Source organism: Gemmobacter megaterium (assembly GCF_900156815.1).
In the GTDB taxonomy this organism is placed as follows: domain Bacteria; phylum Pseudomonadota; class Alphaproteobacteria; order Rhodobacterales; family Rhodobacteraceae; genus Wagnerdoeblera; species Wagnerdoeblera megaterium.
This window is the reverse complement of record NZ_FTOT01000002.1, coordinates 106,357-119,413: the sequence shown is the minus strand read 5'-3', so window position 1 is coordinate 119,413 and position 13,057 is coordinate 106,357. Positions and strand designations below refer to the sequence as shown.

The 13,057-nt window shown below is 68.0% G+C and carries 19 protein-coding genes; 17 read left to right on the top strand and 2 right to left on the bottom strand.

The window, feature by feature from the left end; all coding sequences use genetic code 11:
• Positions 1 to 12 precede the first annotated feature (12 nt).
• Positions 13 to 177: a hypothetical protein gene (locus BW970_RS20910; RefSeq protein WP_188475544.1), complete on the bottom strand. Its 165-nt coding sequence runs from the start codon at positions 175 to 177 to the stop codon at positions 13 to 15.
• Between the two features lie 24 nt (positions 178 to 201).
• On the bottom strand, positions 202 to 1,575 hold the full coding sequence (locus BW970_RS05030; RefSeq protein ID WP_076529334.1) for a DUF2927 domain-containing protein: 1,374 nt from the start codon (positions 1,573 to 1,575) through the stop codon (positions 202 to 204).
• Positions 1,576 to 1,863: 288 nt separating this feature from the next.
• On the opposite strand from BW970_RS05030, the gene xth reads away from it, so the two are divergent.
• The 17 genes from xth to BW970_RS04945 all read left to right on the top strand — a co-directional run bounded on the left by xth (position 1,864) and on the right by BW970_RS04945 (position 12,978).
• Complete coding sequence (gene xth, locus BW970_RS05025) at positions 1,864 to 2,646, top strand: exodeoxyribonuclease III (RefSeq protein WP_076529333.1); 783 nt, start codon at positions 1,864 to 1,866, stop codon at positions 2,644 to 2,646.
• Positions 2,647 to 2,772: 126 nt separating this feature from the next.
• Positions 2,773 to 3,198, top strand: a complete 426-nt coding sequence (locus BW970_RS05020; protein ID WP_083701141.1) for a hypothetical protein — start codon at positions 2,773 to 2,775, stop codon at positions 3,196 to 3,198.
• Positions 3,149 to 4,483 (top strand): DNA-packaging protein, encoded by a 1,335-nt coding sequence (locus BW970_RS05015; protein WP_083701140.1) that lies wholly within the window; start codon positions 3,149 to 3,151, stop codon positions 4,481 to 4,483. The genes BW970_RS05020 and BW970_RS05015 overlap by 50 nt, the downstream gene beginning before the upstream one ends.
• Positions 4,484 to 4,720: 237 nt before the next feature.
• Positions 4,721 to 5,896, top strand: a complete 1,176-nt coding sequence (locus BW970_RS05010; protein WP_076529332.1) for a phage portal protein — start codon at positions 4,721 to 4,723, stop codon at positions 5,894 to 5,896.
• A complete protein-coding gene (locus BW970_RS05005) occupies positions 5,893 to 6,138 on the top strand; it encodes a GTA head formation protein, RCAP_rcc01685 family (protein WP_076529331.1) in 246 nt (81 codons plus the stop codon). The genes BW970_RS05010 and BW970_RS05005 overlap by 4 nt, the downstream gene beginning before the upstream one ends.
• An 8-nt stretch (positions 6,139 to 6,146) precedes the next feature.
• Positions 6,147 to 6,701: an HK97 family phage prohead protease gene (locus tag BW970_RS05000; protein ID WP_076529330.1), complete on the top strand. Its 555-nt coding sequence runs from the start codon at positions 6,147 to 6,149 to the stop codon at positions 6,699 to 6,701.
• A gap of 25 nt (positions 6,702 to 6,726) precedes the next feature.
• Complete coding sequence (locus tag BW970_RS04995; RefSeq protein WP_076529329.1) at positions 6,727 to 7,905, top strand: phage major capsid protein; 1,179 nt, start codon at positions 6,727 to 6,729, stop codon at positions 7,903 to 7,905.
• 141 nt (positions 7,906 to 8,046) lie between these two features.
• Positions 8,047 to 8,634, top strand: coding sequence for a head-tail connector protein (locus tag BW970_RS04990; protein WP_076529328.1), 588 nt, complete (start codon positions 8,047 to 8,049; stop codon positions 8,632 to 8,634).
• Entirely contained in the window at positions 8,631 to 8,969 is a 339-nt protein-coding gene (locus BW970_RS04985; RefSeq protein WP_076529327.1) for a head-tail adaptor protein, read from the top strand. The genes BW970_RS04990 and BW970_RS04985 overlap by 4 nt, the downstream gene beginning before the upstream one ends.
• Positions 8,966 to 9,364 carry a DUF3168 domain-containing protein gene (locus tag BW970_RS04980; protein WP_076529326.1) on the top strand — a complete coding sequence of 133 codons (399 nt, stop codon included), beginning with the start codon at positions 8,966 to 8,968 and terminating at the stop codon, positions 9,362 to 9,364. Before BW970_RS04985 ends, BW970_RS04980 begins: the two co-directional genes overlap by 4 nt.
• Positions 9,365 to 9,443: 79 nt before the next feature.
• Entirely contained in the window at positions 9,444 to 9,857 is a 414-nt protein-coding gene (locus BW970_RS04975; protein ID WP_076529325.1) for a phage major tail protein, TP901-1 family, read from the top strand.
• Positions 9,858 to 9,859: 2 nt separating this feature from the next.
• Positions 9,860 to 10,204, top strand: a complete 345-nt coding sequence (locus BW970_RS04970) for a gene transfer agent family protein (RefSeq protein ID WP_076529324.1) — start codon at positions 9,860 to 9,862, stop codon at positions 10,202 to 10,204.
• Positions 10,177 to 10,401: a rcc01693 family protein gene (locus BW970_RS04965; RefSeq protein WP_076529323.1), complete on the top strand. Its 225-nt coding sequence runs from the start codon at positions 10,177 to 10,179 to the stop codon at positions 10,399 to 10,401. The genes BW970_RS04970 and BW970_RS04965 overlap by 28 nt, the downstream gene beginning before the upstream one ends.
• Positions 10,388 to 11,041, top strand: coding sequence for a phage tail tape measure protein (locus BW970_RS04960; RefSeq protein WP_076529322.1), 654 nt, complete (start codon positions 10,388 to 10,390; stop codon positions 11,039 to 11,041). Before BW970_RS04965 ends, BW970_RS04960 begins: the two co-directional genes overlap by 14 nt.
• An 11-nt stretch (positions 11,042 to 11,052) precedes the next feature.
• Positions 11,053 to 11,685, top strand: a complete 633-nt coding sequence (locus BW970_RS04955; protein WP_076529321.1) for a DUF2460 domain-containing protein — start codon at positions 11,053 to 11,055, stop codon at positions 11,683 to 11,685.
• A complete protein-coding gene (locus tag BW970_RS04950) occupies positions 11,682 to 12,560 on the top strand; it encodes a DUF2163 domain-containing protein (RefSeq protein ID WP_076529320.1) in 879 nt (292 codons plus the stop codon). Before BW970_RS04955 ends, BW970_RS04950 begins: the two co-directional genes overlap by 4 nt.
• Complete coding sequence (locus BW970_RS04945; RefSeq protein ID WP_076529319.1) at positions 12,538 to 12,978, top strand: C40 family peptidase; 441 nt, start codon at positions 12,538 to 12,540, stop codon at positions 12,976 to 12,978. Before BW970_RS04950 ends, BW970_RS04945 begins: the two co-directional genes overlap by 23 nt.
• The last annotated feature ends 79 nt before the right edge of the window (positions 12,979 to 13,057 follow it).

Below are 13,057 nucleotides of genomic sequence, written 5' to 3'. Positions count from 1 at the left end.
TGCCTCCGCCGGTCAGATGAAGCGGTCGATGATCAGGGTGGCGAACAGGCCCAGAATGCCAAAGGCAATGGCAAAGCCAACGGCATATTGTGCAATGTCCAGACGCGAGCCCTTGCGCTTGCGCGCCAACGACGCGCCCCAGACGGCCCCGATCAGGAGCCCGGCCAAGATGATCATGCTATCCCCCGCGTGGTCGGTTGGTTACCGGCTTGCGGTGCGGCGCGCTGCGAGGGCGGAAACCTCGGACAGGCGCGCCTTCACCTGCGCCTCGGAGCCGAAGCCATAGCGCGCCCAGCCCAGACTGTCGAGACGTGCGGCCTGCGCTTCGGCGCCGCGACCGGTGGCGGACAGCGCCTCGGCCCGCAGCATCTGAAGCGTGGCCAGAACGGCGGCGTTCTGTTCGCGGGTGACGACAGGGGTTGCACGCTGGGTCAGGCGCAGAACTTCGTCATACTGGCCGGACGACAGGGCAAAGGCGGCCATCTGCATATCGACATGGGCCTGATGCAATGCACCGCCGGGAAGCGCGGCATAGAACCGGGCAGCTTCGGCAAAGTGGATCACCGCCTGTTCGATCTGGCTGCCCATGGAGAGCCGGCCCATGAGGAAATGGGCAAAGGCGCGGCGGTTGTCGGTCCAGCCCTGGGCCTGTGCCATGGCCAGCGCGCGTTGGGCGCCCGCGCGGCGGGCGCTGTCGGAGGAGCGGGGCGCCAGCGCGGTTTCCACCGCAGAGATCCAGTCGCGCGGGGTTTGAACGCCTGCGCCGGCACTGACGCCGCCCCCTGCGGGGTTCAGCCGGGGCAGGATGGACGGCAGGCGGGCGGCCACCTCGGCCCGTGTCATCCCGCTGCGCAGCTCGCGCGCATAGGTGGTGCGCAGGACCAGCATGTCAAAGCCGGTCAGCACGGCGTTGAAGTTGTCGTCATTGAACACCGAATCCGACAGATGATACATGTCGTTCAGCGGACCAAGCGCCTGGGCGAGTTCTTCGTGCAGACAGTCGCGGGCCTCTTGCGGGGCAACGTCGGAGGGAATGAAGATGGCCGCGCGATCGCGCACCGTCAGCGTGGTCCAGTCGATGCGGGAGGTTCCGCGCGCGGCGCGGAATTCGTCCCACGATGTCACGCGGGGCACCACGAAACATGCGGCATTGGGAACGGCGGCCTGCATGGTTGCGCGTGGCAGGAACTGTACGACGATATTCGCCTGATCGCCCTGGGCCAGCGCAATATCAAGCCCCGCTTCGGCGCGCAGACGCCCGAGCAGCGCCGAGGCATCCCGCGCCGCCGTCGCGGGGACATTGCCGGTAAGCGCGACGCGGATGGGCGTTTCGAACCGGGAAAGAACCGGAATTGTGCGGCCGCTTTCCATGCGGAAGCTGAGATCGAGGAAATCCGCCGCAACAGAGGTATTCGACCGTGAGACCCGCGCGACCGCTTGCGGGGCGAAGGTGCTGATGGCGTTCATGTTCGGCGTGACCTGGGCCGCGATGGCGCGACGCTGCGGCACCTCTGTCGGCTGCGGGGTGACGCAGGCAGAGAGGGCAAGGCAGGCGACAGCCGAGATACGCTTCATGTCGACGTGACCCCAGTGGGCAAGGCATGGGCGCACGTGCCCGGTGGACCATTCCTGAACCTGGGCAAGGATGCCGGACGTGTGAACATGGTGTGCGGCAGCCTTGGAGAATCCCTGTTCAGATGAGTCTTACTCAGGTTCGTCAGGATTCGGAAACCCTAATGTGGAAACAAACTCAGGTGCTGGTTGCGCATTTGGCGACTTGGGCGAAACAATGGCGAAACCATGCTTGGCCTGTGGCCCGCAGCGGGGTAATCATGGGGCCTGAGCGATGCGCGAGGGGGCGGGATGCGGATTTATACATTCAATATCAACGGGATAAAGGCGAGGTTCGAGGCGCTGACCCGTTGGCTGCCCGAGGCGCTGCCCGATGTGGTGCTGTTGCAGGAGATCAAGTCGGTCGACAGCGGATTCCCGCGCGCGCATTTCGAGGACATGGGCTACCGCGTGGAAACCCATGGGCAAAAGGGGTTCAACGGCGTCGGCATCCTGTCGCGGTTGCCGCTGGAGGATGTCGCGCGCGGATTGCCGGGAGACGAGACCGACGAGCAGGCGCGCTGGATCGAGGCGACGGTGATCGGCGCGGCGCGCGCGGTCCGGGTGGCGGGGTTGTATCTGCCCAACGGCAACCCGGCGCCGGGGCCGAAGTTCGATTACAAGCTGGCGTGGATGGAGCGGATGCACGCACGGGCCGCCGCGTTGCTGACCAGCGAGGAGCCCGTCGTGATGGCGGGCGATTACAACGTGATCCCGCAGCCCGAAGATGCCGCCAAGCCCGAGGCCTGGGTGGATGACGCGCTGTTCCGCCCCGAAAGCCGGGCGGCGTTCCGCCGGATTCTGGCGCTGGGCTATTATGATGCGTTCCGGCTGAAGGTGCAGGGGCCGGGGCATTATTCGTTCTGGGACTATCAGGCCGGGGCCTGGGACCGGAACAACGGGATTCGAATCGACCACCTGCTGTTGAGCCCGCAGGCCGCGGATCTGCTGGAGGATGTGGGGATCGACAAGGCCGAACGGGGGCGGGACAAACCGTCGGATCATGTGCCGGTCTGGGCGCAGTTGCTGGCGTAAAGTCATAGCAGAGTCAATTTGTTACGCGAGCCATTCCCCCTCTCCCACGAGGGGGGAGGGAGGTGCGATGCACAACCATTGCGAAAGTGGATTGACATAGCGAACGCTCTTTGGTAGAAAGAGTGCATGCTAGAAGAAGTGGGTCAGCGGCCTGGGGGAAACCCCTCGGCCGCTTTTCCGTTTCCGCTCGTGCGGGTGCATGAGAGCAGGTTCACGAGCACCATGACAATCCACACGTCGGTCCCGCAAGACGGGCTTTCGCGGAATGAAGCCGCGGAGGCCCTGGAATTGTTCGATCTGGCCAGCACCATCCTGAGAAAGCTTCTGGACGAGGCGCAAGCGGAAGCCTCGGCCCAGACGGCGCGGGAGTTGGCCACCTATACCAAAGACGTCAGCGGCGCCCTGAAGGTGCTGGTCACGGAGAGACAGAATGTTGAGAAACTTCGCCGAGACGCCGGAGAGTTGGCAGGCGGCCGGGAGTTCGACCTTGACGCGGCGCGCGATGAGATCGGGCGCCGCCTGGCTTGCCTCCGCGACGCCGGACCAGATTGACGGCTTTCTGGGAGGGCTGAGCGATGCGACGCTGGCCGCGTTGCCCTGGGTGTTCGAATTCTGGGCGCTGCCGCATCAGTTGCCGCCCGAAGGGGCCTGGAAAACCTGGGTCATCATGGGCGGACGCGGCGCGGGCAAGACCCGCGCGGGCGCCGAGTGGGTGCGCGCCGAGGTGGAAGGCGCGCGGCCCTGCGATGCGGGGCGGGCACGGCGCGTGGCGCTGGTGGGCGAAACGCTGGATCAGGTGCGCGAGGTGATGATCTTTGGCGAAAGCGGGATCATGGCCTGTGCGCCCCCCGACCGGCGCCCCGAATGGCAGGCCGGGCGGCGGCGGCTGCTGTGGCCCAACGGCGCGGTGGCCGAGATCTATTCGGCGCATGAGCCGGACAGTCTGCGGGGGCCGCAGTTCGATGCGGCCTGGGTCGATGAGCTGGCCAAGTGGAAGAAGGCCGAGGCGACCTGGGACATGTTGCAGTTCGCGCTGCGGCTGGGGCAGCATCCGCGCCAGGTGGTCACGACGACACCGCAGAATGTGGCCGTGCTGAAGACGATCCTGCGGAACCCCTCGACGGTGGAGACCCATGCGCCGACCGAGGCGAACCGGGCCTATCTGGCGGCCAGTTTCCTGGAGGAGGTGCGGATCCGGTATCAGGGCACGCGGCTGGGGCGGCAGGAACTGGACGGTGTGTTGCTGGAAGATGCCGAAGGTGCGCTGTGGACCAGCGCCGGGATCGAGGGGTGCCGGGTCGAAGCCGTGCCGCCGCTGGACCGGGTGGTGGTGGCTGTGGATCCGCCGGTGACGGGGACCAACAGATCGGACGAATGCGGGATCGTGGTCGTCGGGGTGGAAATGAAAGGCGCGCCGCAGGAGTGGCGCGCCTTTGTTCTGGAAGACGCGACGGTGGCCGGGGCAAGCCCCGACCAGTGGGCCCGCGCGGCGGTGGCGGCGCGGGAACGCCATGGGGCGGAACGGATCGTGGCCGAGGTGAACCAGGGCGGCGATCTGGTGGCGCGGGTGATCCGGTCGGTGGATGGCATGGCGCCGGTCAAGGCCGTGCGCGCCACGCGCGGCAAGGCGGCGCGGGCCGAGCCGGTGGCGGCGTTGTACGAACAGGGGCGGGTACGGCACGTGCGTGGGCTGGGTGGTCTGGAGGACCAGATGTGCCGCATGACGGTGCAGGGCTATCAGGGCAAGGGCAGCCCGGACCGCGTGGATGCGCTGGTCTGGGCGCTGACCGAGCTGATGGTCGAGCCGGGTGGCCGGCCCCGCGTCCGGGGATTGTAGGCGCGGGGCGGCTGGCGCCGGGGGGCGTCGCGCCCCCCGGACCCCCCGCGGGGTATTTGCGGCAAGATGAAACGGGCGATCGGCGGACCGGGGCGCGGGCGTCTGTCGGGCTGTCTGTTTCTGGCGCGCGCGGTGGATCGTGCGGGTTTTTCCACACAGGGAGCAGGGAATGCGGATGGGTCCGGTGGTGGCAAGCCGGAGCCCGGTCCTGCCCTGGCTGATCAACAGGAGCGGCGAATGGTGTTCGATTTTCTAAGGCGCGGCGCGGCGCAGACGGTGCCGGAGGCCAAGGCCAGCGCCACCGGGCGGGTTGTGGCGATGGCGACGGGCGGCGGTGTGGCCTGGAGCCCGCGGGATACGGTATCGCTGACGCGCAGCGGGTTTCAGGGCAATCCGGTGGCGTTCCGGGCGGTGAAGCTGATTGCGGAAAGCGCGGCGGCCTTGCCGCTGGTCGTGCAGGACAGCGTGCGGCGCTATGAGGTGCATCCGGTGCTGGAGCTGATGCGGCGGCCCAATCCGGTGCAGGGGCGGGCGGATTTCCTGGAGGCGGTCTATGGCCATCTGCTGTTGTCGGGCAATGCCTATCTGGAGGCGGTGCCGGGCACGGCGGGCGTGGCGGAACTGCATGTGCTGCGGCCGGACCGGATGGCGCTGGTTCCGGGGCCGGATGGCTGGCCGGTGGCCTATGATTACACGGTGGGCGGGCGCAGGCATCGGTTCGACATGACGGGCGAGGTGCAGCCGGTGTGCCATATCCGGGCGTTCCATCCGCAGGATGACCATTATGGGTTCTCGCCCTTGCAGGCGGCGGCGGTGGCGCTGGATGTGCATTCGAGCGCGAGCCGATGGTCCAAGGCGCTGCTGGACAATGCGGCGCGGCCTTCGGGTGCGATCGTCTACAAGGGGATGGACGGGGCGGGGTCGCTGAGCGCGGATCAGTATGACCGTCTGGTGACCGAGATGGAGACGCATCACATGGGCGCGCGCAATGCCGGGCGCCCCATGCTGCTGGAGGGTGGGCTGGACTGGAAGCCGATGGGCTTCAGCCCCAGCGACATGGAGTTCCATCAGACCAAGGAGGCGGCGGCGCGGGAAATTGCCATTGCCTTTGGCGTGCCGCCCATGCTGCTGGGGATCCCCGGCGATGCCACCTATGCGAATTACCAGGAGGCGAACCGCGCGTTCTTTCGTCTGACGGTGCTGCCGCTGGCGGCAAAGGTGACAGCGGCGGTGGCGCATTGGCTGTCGGGCTTTGGCGGCGATGCGGTGGAGATTCGCCCCGATCTGGATCAGGTGCCCGCCCTGGCCACCGAACGCGATGCCCAATGGGCGCGTGTGGCGGGGGCAGAGTTCCTGACGCTGGCGGAAAAGCGCGCCCTGCTGGGCTTGCCGCCGATGCCGGAGGGGGCATGACGGCGCGGCGATCGTCGGGCGGGTCGCGGTTTCTGTATGACAGTTTCGATGCGGCGGCGGCGCGGATCGAGGCGAATGAGCGGGTCGCCGAGGAACGCTGGGCGGCGCTGGAGCGGCGGCTTGGGCAGATCGACGATGCGCTGGAGCGGCTGGAAAAGCGGCTTTGGCTGGGGGTTTACGGGGTGGCGGCGTTTCTGCTGGCGCAGGGCGCCGAGGCCATCCTGAAGGCGGCGTTGAGATAGGAGGCAACATGGGTTGGGATGACGGGGGCCTGGAGCGCAAGTTCCATCGGCCCGAGCGGGGGCTGTCGGTGGACAGTGACCAGCGGATCGCGGGCTATGCCAGTCTGTTCGGGGCAACCGACCAGGGGGGCGATATGGTGCTGCCCGGCGCCTATGCGGTCTCGTTGGCCAGTCTGAAGGCGGGGGGCGGCGCGGTGAAGATGCTGTGGCAGCATGACCCCGCGCAGCCCATCGGCGTCTGGGACGAGGTGCGCGAGGATGACCGCGGCCTGTGGGTGTCGGGGCGGTTGCTGCCCGAGGTCGCGCGAGGCCGCGAGGCTGTGGCGCTGATCGCTGCGGGGGCGGTAGACGGGTTGTCCATCGGCTATCGCACCAAGCGGGCGGAAAAGGACGGCAAGGGGCGCAGGCTGCTTGCCGAGGTGGAGTTGTGGGAGGTGTCGTTGGTGACATTCCCCATGCTGCCATCGGCACGGGTCCAGGCCAAGGCGGATGCCGGGCTGGATCTGATCGGGATGCTCACCGACGCCTTTGCCGAGGCGCGGCGTGAGCTGGCGGGCCACTGAGGCCATTTCCACGAAGGAGCAAGGAATGACCGAGCTGAAGTCTCGGACCGGGGACGCTGTGCCCGGCGAGGCGGCCCGCCGGATGGCGGGTTTCCTGGAGGAGTTCACCGGCTTTCAGGCCGAGGTGAAGAAACGTCTGCAACAAACGGAAGAGCGTGTGACGATGCTGGATCGCAAGACCATGGCCCATGGCCGCCCCGCCCTGTCGATGACTGCCGAAGTGGAAGTGCCCCATCGCAAGGCGTTTGACGCCTATCTGCGCTGTGGCGATGACGATGGCCTGCGGGGCCTGGTGCTGGAGGGCAAGGGACTGAACACCGCCGTCAACGCCGAGGGCGGCTATCTGGTGGATCCCAAGACGGCCGATACCATCCGCGCGGTGCTGACCACCACCTCGTCGCTGCGTCAGGTGGCGAATGTGGTTCAGGTCGAGGCGACCAGTTTCGATGTGCTGGTGGACCGGGGCGATGTGGGCCATGGGTGGGGGACCGAGGCGACGGCCGTGGCCGAGACGGGGTCGGCGCAGATCGAGCGGATTTCCATCCCGCTGCACGAGTTGAACGCCATGCCCAAGGCAAGCCAGCGGCTGCTGGACGATGCGGCCTTTGACATCGAGGGCTGGCTTGCCGGCCGTATCGCGGACAAGTTCGCCCGCGCCGAGGCGGCGGCCTTTGTCGGCGGGGATGGCGACAGCAAGCCGACGGGATTTCTGGACCATACCAAGGTTGCCGATGCGGCCTGGGCCTGGGGCAGTCTGGGGTATGTCGCCACGGGCGCGGCGGGCGATTTCAGCACGACCAACCCGGCCGATGCCATTGTCGATCTGGTCTATGCGCTGGACGCGGGCTATCGGGCCAATGGAACCTTCGTGATGAATTCCAAGACCGCCGGGGCGGTTCGCAAGATGAAGGATGCCGACGGCCGCTTTCTGTGGTCGGACGGGCTGGCCGCCGGGGAACCCGCGCGGCTGATGGGCTATCCGGTGCTGATCGCCGAGGATATGCCGGATATCGGCGCAGGCACCTATGCGATTGCCTTTGGTGACTTCCGCGCGGGCTATACCATTGCCGAACGCCCGGATCTGCGTGTGCTGCGCGACCCGTTCAGCGCAAAGCCACATGTGCTGTTCTATGCCACCAAGCGTGTCGGCGGCGACGTGAGCGACTTTGCCGCCATCAAGCTGTTGCGGTTCGCCGTCTCCTGACGGGAGTCGGGTCCGGCGGCGGGGCTTGTGCCCTGTCGCCGGGCGGGCGCGCACCTTTGACGGTGTTGTCTAGCATACCCCTCCGTCCGAGCGGCGCCGGGGGTGCGCGCCCCCTTTGCAGAGGGGTTAGGAGAGCGGGACATGATGCTGACGGAACAGGTGGCGGTGCCGGATGCCGCGCTGCCGGTGCAGGCTTTGAAGGACCATTTGCGGCTGGGTTCGGGGTTTGCCGACGACGGGATGCAGGATGCGCTGATCCTGGGGTATCTGCGATCTGCGATGGCGGCGATCGAGGGGCGGATCGGCAAGGCCCTGATCATGCGGCGGTTTGCGCTGGAGCTGATCGGCTGGCGGGATCGTTCGGCCCAGGCGCTGCCGGTGGCGCCGGTGGCGCAGGTGGTGTCGGTCACATTGATGGACAGCGCAGGGGCCGCAGTGCCGCTGGCTGCGGCGCGCTGGCGGCTGGAGCCGGATCTGCATCGTCCGCGCCTTGTGGCGGTGGGGCCGATGTTGCCGCACGTGTCGCCGGGCGGGCGGATCGAGGTGCTGTTCGACGCGGGTTTTGGCGGGTGGGACACGGTGCCAGCGGATTTGCGGCAGGCGGTGCTGCTGCTGGCGGCGCAATACCATGAGTTGCGCCACGAAAGCGCGGTGGCCGCGATGCCCTTTGGCGTGATGGCGCTGATCGAGCGGTGGCGCACGGTGCGGATGCTGGGGGCGCGCGCATGACGGCGTTGCGTTTGAACCGGCGCATGGTGCTGGAGGCACGGTCGGAGGTCGCGGATGGTGCGGGCGGCCTGGTGGTGTCCTGGGTCGCGCTGGGCGATCTGTGGGCGGCGGTGCTGCCGGGTGCGGGCCGTGAAGGCGGGTCGGAGGCGGTGAGCCTGGGCGAGGTGGCGCTGCGGATCACGGTGCGGGGCGCACCCGAGGGCGCGCCGTCGCGCCCCGTTGCCGGACAGCGCCTGCGCGAGGGCGCGCGGCTGTTCCGCATTCTGGCGGTGGCCGAGGCCGATGCGGCAGGTCGCTATCTGACATGCCACGCGCGCGAGGAGGTAGCGGCATGAGCTATGCAGGGGCAGCCGCCTTGCAGGCGGCGCTATACGACCGGCTGGCCGGATGGCCTGCCCTGGCGGGGGTGCCGGTGCTGGATGCGGTCCCGGCGGGGCAGGCGCCTGACACCTATGTGCTGATCGGCACGGAAGAGGCGCGCGACGCCTCGGACATTTCCGGTGCGGGGGCGGAACATCGCCTGGTGCTGGGCGTGGTCAGCCGGGCCATGGGGTTCCTGGCGGCAAAGGGCATCGCAGAAGCGATTTCCGATGCGCTGGAGGGCGCCGCGCTGGAACTGGCGCGGGGCCGCCTGGTGGGGCTGTCGTTCGTGAAGGCCCGCGCCCTGCGGCTGGACAATGGCGCGTTGCGGCGGATCGACCTGACGTTCCGTGCGCGGGTCGAGCTGTAACACCGCTTGATCTTTTACAACATTCGGGCGGGCGCACGCGGGCGCAGCGGCCGCATTCCCAGGAAAATCGGAGATTCCCATGGCAGTGCAGAACGGCAAGGACCTATTGCTGAAGGTTGATCTTTCGGATGATGGCCAGTTCGAGACGGTGGCGGGCCTGCGGGCCACGCGCATCAGTTTCAATGCGGAAACGGTGGATGTGACCAGCCTGGACTCCACCGGCGGCTGGCGTGAACTGCTGTCGGGGGCAGGGGTGAAAAGCGCCTCGATCTCGGGCTCGGGGGTGTTCCGCGACGCGGCCACGGATGCGCGGGCGCGGCAGATCTTCTTCGACGGCGAGACGCCGGCGTTTCAGGTGGTCATCCCGGATTTCGGCATCGTCGAAGGGCGGTTCCAGATCACCAGCATCGAATATGCCGGGAGCCACAACGGCGAGGCGACCTATAGCCTCAGCCTGGCGTCGGCCGGGGCGCTGGAGTTTGTCGCGCTGTGAGTGTGAACCCCTGGGCAGGCGAGGTGGCCGTGGTGATCGACGGCGAACGCCATGTGGCGCGGCTGACGCTGGGCGCGCTGGCCGAACTGGAGGCGGCGGTGCAGGCGGGTAGCCTGATCGACTTGGTCGAACGGTTCGAGGCGGGGCGGTTTTCGGCCCGCGATGTGCTGGCGGTGTTGCTGGCGGGGTTGCGCGGCGGCGGCTGGCCGGGGACGGCCGCCGATCTGGGGCGGGCCGAGGTGGACGGCGGCCCGGTGGCGGCGGCGCGGGTGGCGGCGCAGCTATTGGCGCGGGCCTTTGCCCTGCCGGAGGAGGCAGGATGCGGCGCATCGACTGGGCCGGGCTGATGCGGGTGGGGCTGGGGCGCCGGGAGGCAGGCGGGCTGGGGCTGACCCCGGCCGAGTTCTGGCGCCTGAGCCCGGTGGAATTGCGGATCATGCTGGGGATTGGCGAGGCCGAGGTGCCGGTCGGGCGGGCCCGGCTGGAGGCGCTGATGGCGGCCTTTCCCGATGGCAGGACAGGAGGCGGTGATGGCGGATATTGACAGCCTGTCGGAGCAACTGGCAGCGCTGGAGGCAAGCCTTGGCGGCGCGCAGGCGATGACGGCGGCGTTCGACGGCGAATTGCGCCGGATGCAGGAAAGCATGGTGTTCACCGGGCGCGAGGTGGGCAGCCTGACACTGGGCATCGGCGGCGGGCTGCGGCGGGCCTTTGACGGGCTGGTGTTCGACGGGCTGAAGCTGTCGGACGCGCTGCGGCAGGTGGCGCAGTCGATGGTCAGCAGCGTCTACAACACAGCGATGCGTCCGGTGCAGACCGCCGTGGGCGGCGCGATTGCGGGCGGCATCAACTCGTTGTTGTCGGGGTTGATGCCCTTTGCCAATGGCGGCGCGTTTTCGCAGGGGCGGGTGATGCCCTTTGCGCAGGGAGGCGTCGTGACCTCTCCCGTCGCGTTCCCGATGCGGGGGGGCACGGGGCTGATGGGCGAGGCGGGGCCAGAGGCGATCATGCCGCTGGCGCGCGGCGCCGATGGGCGGCTGGGCGTGGTGGCCAGTGGCGGCGGGCGGGCGGTGACTGTGGTGATGAACATTTCCACCCCCGATGTCGGTGGCTTCCAGCGCAGCCAGAGCCAGATCGCGGCGCAGATGAGCCGGGCACTGGCCCGCGGCCACAGGAACGGGTGACGGGGATTCAGATGGCATTCCACGAGGTGAGATTTCCCGCCAATCTGAGCTTTGGCTCGGTCGGCGGACCCGAGCGGCGCACCGAGATCGTGACGCTGGCCAGCGGTTTCGAGGAAAGGAACAGCCCCTGGGCGCATTCCCGGCGGCGGTATGATGCGGGGCTGGGGCTGCGATCGCTGGATGATGTTGCCGCGCTGGTGGCGTTCTTTGAGGCGCGCGCCGGGCAGTTGCACGGCTTTCGCTGGAAGGACTGGGCCGATTTCAAATCCTGTGCGCCCAAGGCGGTTCCCGGCGACATGGACCAGATCCTTGGTCATGGCGACGGGGCCAGTCGGGTCTTTGGCTTGCGCAAGGCCTATCATTCCGGGGCGCAGGTCTATTGGCGTCCGGTGGCGAAACCCGTTGTGGGCACGGTGCGGGTCAGTCTGGCGGGACGCGCCATGGTCGAGACCGAGGCATGGGATCTGGACCCGGCGACCGGCCAGATCCGCTTTGCCGATCCGGTGCCCGAGGGGGTGGAGGTGCGGGCCGGGTTCGAGTTCGACGTTCCTGTGCGGTTCGACACCGACCGCATCGCTGTGTCCGTTGCGTCGTTTCAGGCGGGGGATGTGCCGGTGGTGCCAGTGGTGGAGGTACGGATATGACCAGTCTGCTGGATCATCTGGCGACCGGGGCCACCACGGTTGCCCGCTGTTGGCGGGTGACGCGGGCCGATGGCGTGGTGCTGGGCTTTACCGATCACGACCGCGATCTGGTGTTTGACGAAACGGTCTTTGCCGCCGGTGCGGGCCTGAGCGCGAGGGCGCTGAGCCAGACCACTGGCCTTGCGGTGGACAACACCGAGGCGGCCGGTGCCTTGTCGGATGCCGCCATCACCGAGGCCGATCTGCTCGCGGGCCGCTTCGACGGCGCGCAGGTCGAGGCCTGGCAGGTGAACTGGGCCGATGTGACGCAGCGGATGCTGGAGTTTCGCGGCACCATCGGCGAAGTGGCGCAAGCCGGCGGGGCGTTTCAGGCCGAATTGCGCGGTTTGACCGAATTGCTGAACCAGCCGCAGGGTCGTGTCTATCAGGTATCATGTTCGGCCATTCTGGGTGATGGGCGCTGCGGAGTCGATCTGACCTTGGGGGGCTATTTTGAGGAACGCGAGGTCGAGGAGGCGGATGAGGGGCGTGTTTTCCGGTTCGCTGATTTTCTGGGTTTTGACGATCGTTGGTTCGAGCGCGGGCGCCTTGTGGTGTTGAGCGGTGCAGCGGCCGGATTGGTCGAGGTCATCAAGAACGACCGGCTGTCCGGGCGGGCGCGCAGTGTGGAGCTGTGGCAGGCGATCCGGGCGCCGGTGGTTGCGGGCGACCGCATCCGGCTGGAAGCCGGATGTGACCGAAGGGCTGAAACCTGTCGGTTGAAGTTCGCCAACTTTCTGAACTTTCGTGGTTTTCCCCATCTTCCGGGCGAGGACTGGCTGGCGGCGGTGCCGCGTGGGGGAGAGGTGAACGATGGCGGACGACGTACAGGTTAGGGTTCTGGCCGAGGCGCGGCGCTGGATCGGGACACCCTATGTGCATCAGGCCTCGTGTCGCGGTGCGGGGACGGATTGTCTGGGCCTGCTGCGTGGCGTCTGGCGGGCGGTGCGCGGGCAGGAGCCCTGTCCGGTGCCGGCATATACCGCTGATTGGGCCGAACCGGACCGGCAGGAAGTGCTGCTGGACGCCGCGCGGCACTGGTTGGTGGAGAAGCCGCTGGCCAAGGTGGCGCCGGGGGATGTGCTGGTGTTCCGGATGCGGGCAGGCGGTATTGCCAAGCATCTGGGGGTGCAGGCCGAAACGGGTGCCGGGGCGAGTTTCGTTCACGCCTATTCGGGGCACTGCGTGGTGGAGAGCCCCCTGTCGGGCCCCTGGGCACGGCGGATCGCCGGGCGGTTCGGCTGGCCGGACTGACGCCGCGCAGGGGATGCGGGCGCTGTCGCGGGGTGTTGAACCAGCGGCGGATCCGGGGCGGCCCCCCGGAGGATATTTC

What these genes read in the sequence shown, in the direction of transcription:
- BW970_RS20910 (WP_188475544.1), bottom strand. Translation starts at nt 177, where the DNA reads ATGATCATCTTGGCCGGGCTCCTGATCGGGGCCGTCTGGGGCGCGTCG.
- BW970_RS05030 (WP_076529334.1), bottom strand. Translation starts at nt 1,575, where the DNA reads ATGAAGCGTATCTCGGCTGTCGCCTGCCTTGCCCTCTCTGCCTGCGTC.
- xth (WP_076529333.1), top strand. Translation starts at nt 1,864, where the DNA reads ATGCGGATTTATACATTCAATATCAACGGGATAAAGGCGAGGTTCGAG.
- BW970_RS05020 (WP_083701141.1), top strand. Translation starts at nt 2,773, where the DNA reads ATGCTAGAAGAAGTGGGTCAGCGGCCTGGGGGAAACCCCTCGGCCGCT.
- BW970_RS05015 (WP_083701140.1), top strand. Translation starts at nt 3,149, where the DNA reads ATGAGATCGGGCGCCGCCTGGCTTGCCTCCGCGACGCCGGACCAGATT.
- BW970_RS05010 (WP_076529332.1), top strand. Translation starts at nt 4,721, where the DNA reads ATGGTGTTCGATTTTCTAAGGCGCGGCGCGGCGCAGACGGTGCCGGAG.
- BW970_RS05005 (WP_076529331.1), top strand. Translation starts at nt 5,893, where the DNA reads ATGACGGCGCGGCGATCGTCGGGCGGGTCGCGGTTTCTGTATGACAGT.
- BW970_RS05000 (WP_076529330.1), top strand. Translation starts at nt 6,147, where the DNA reads ATGGGTTGGGATGACGGGGGCCTGGAGCGCAAGTTCCATCGGCCCGAG.
- BW970_RS04995 (WP_076529329.1), top strand. Translation starts at nt 6,727, where the DNA reads ATGACCGAGCTGAAGTCTCGGACCGGGGACGCTGTGCCCGGCGAGGCG.
- BW970_RS04990 (WP_076529328.1), top strand. Translation starts at nt 8,047, where the DNA reads ATGATGCTGACGGAACAGGTGGCGGTGCCGGATGCCGCGCTGCCGGTG.
- BW970_RS04985 (WP_076529327.1), top strand. Translation starts at nt 8,631, where the DNA reads ATGACGGCGTTGCGTTTGAACCGGCGCATGGTGCTGGAGGCACGGTCG.
- BW970_RS04980 (WP_076529326.1), top strand. Translation starts at nt 8,966, where the DNA reads ATGAGCTATGCAGGGGCAGCCGCCTTGCAGGCGGCGCTATACGACCGG.
- BW970_RS04975 (WP_076529325.1), top strand. Translation starts at nt 9,444, where the DNA reads ATGGCAGTGCAGAACGGCAAGGACCTATTGCTGAAGGTTGATCTTTCG.
- BW970_RS04965 (WP_076529323.1), top strand. Translation starts at nt 10,177, where the DNA reads ATGCGGCGCATCGACTGGGCCGGGCTGATGCGGGTGGGGCTGGGGCGC.
- BW970_RS04960 (WP_076529322.1), top strand. Translation starts at nt 10,388, where the DNA reads ATGGCGGATATTGACAGCCTGTCGGAGCAACTGGCAGCGCTGGAGGCA.
- BW970_RS04955 (WP_076529321.1), top strand. Translation starts at nt 11,053, where the DNA reads ATGGCATTCCACGAGGTGAGATTTCCCGCCAATCTGAGCTTTGGCTCG.
- BW970_RS04950 (WP_076529320.1), top strand. Translation starts at nt 11,682, where the DNA reads ATGACCAGTCTGCTGGATCATCTGGCGACCGGGGCCACCACGGTTGCC.
- BW970_RS04945 (WP_076529319.1), top strand. Translation starts at nt 12,538, where the DNA reads ATGGCGGACGACGTACAGGTTAGGGTTCTGGCCGAGGCGCGGCGCTGG.